1 protein-coding gene and 1 pseudogene are annotated in these 1,040 nt (G+C 64.8%); both read left to right on the forward strand.

The window, feature by feature from the left end:
- Positions 1 to 144 (forward strand): annotated as a pseudogene (locus GGI60_RS31695) (carbohydrate ABC transporter permease); the annotation flags it as partial.
- A 3-nt stretch (positions 145 to 147) separates the two neighbouring features.
- A partial coding sequence (locus tag GGI60_RS31700; protein WP_183920524.1) for an ABC transporter ATP-binding protein occupies positions 148 to 1,040 on the forward strand: 893 nt, incomplete at its 3' end.

Below are 1,040 nucleotides of genomic sequence, written 5' to 3' on the forward strand. Positions count from 1 at the left end.
GTCGTCAACACCTCGACCGGGGTGGTCGAATACAATGTCAACATGGCGGCGGCGATGATCGCGGCCGTTCCGACGCTCATCGTCTATATCCTCGCCGGCCGCTACTTCGTGCGCGGTTTGATGGCGGGCGCAGTCAAAGGGTAAGTCATGGCCTTCCTGGAAATCTCCGGTCTCAGAAAGCGCTTCGGCGCCGTCGACATCCTCAAGGGCATCGACCTCGAACTCGAAAAGGGCGGCTTCCTGGTGCTCGTCGGCCCGTCCGGCTGCGGCAAGTCGACCCTGCTCAACACCATTGCCGGGCTGGAGACGATCACGTCGGGCGATATCCGGATCGACGGTCGCGCCATCAACGGCCTGCATCCGTCCAAGCGCGACATCGCCATGGTGTTCCAGTCCTATGCGCTCTATCCGAACATGACGGTGGCCGGCAACATCGCCTTCGGCATGGAGATCCGCGGCGTGCCGAAGGAGGAGCGGGCCAAGGCGATCAAACAGGTCTCCGACATGCTGCAGATCGGTCATCTGCTCGACCGCAAGCCGTCGCAGCTGTCCGGCGGCCAGCGCCAGCGCGTCGCCATGGGCCGGGCGCTGGTGCGCAATCCGCAGGTCTTCCTGTTCGACGAGCCGCTCTCCAATCTCGACGCCAAGCTGCGCGTCGACATGCGCACCGAGATCAAGCGGCTGCACCAGCGCATGGGCACCACCTTCGTCTATGTCACCCACGACCAGATCGAGGCGATGACGCTGGCGACCAAGATCGCCGTGCTGAAGGACGGCGTGCTGCAGCAGTTCGGCACGCCGGCCGAGATCTATAACAGCCCGGCCAATCTCTTCGTCGCCGACTTCATGGGATCGCCGGCGATGAACCTGCTCACCGCCACCGTCGAGGCCGGCGCGTCCGGGCTTGCCGTTGCACTCGAGCGGCCGAACGGCGCGCCGCTGCGATTGCCTGTTGTTGCCGGCAATCACGGCCTCGCGGCCTATGCCGGCAAGCAGGTGATCTTCGGTATCCGCCCGGAGGCCTTGACCGATCCGGATGG

The organism is Rhizobium lentis, from assembly GCF_014200175.1.
GTDB lineage: Bacteria > Pseudomonadota > Alphaproteobacteria > Rhizobiales > Rhizobiaceae > Rhizobium > Rhizobium mulingense.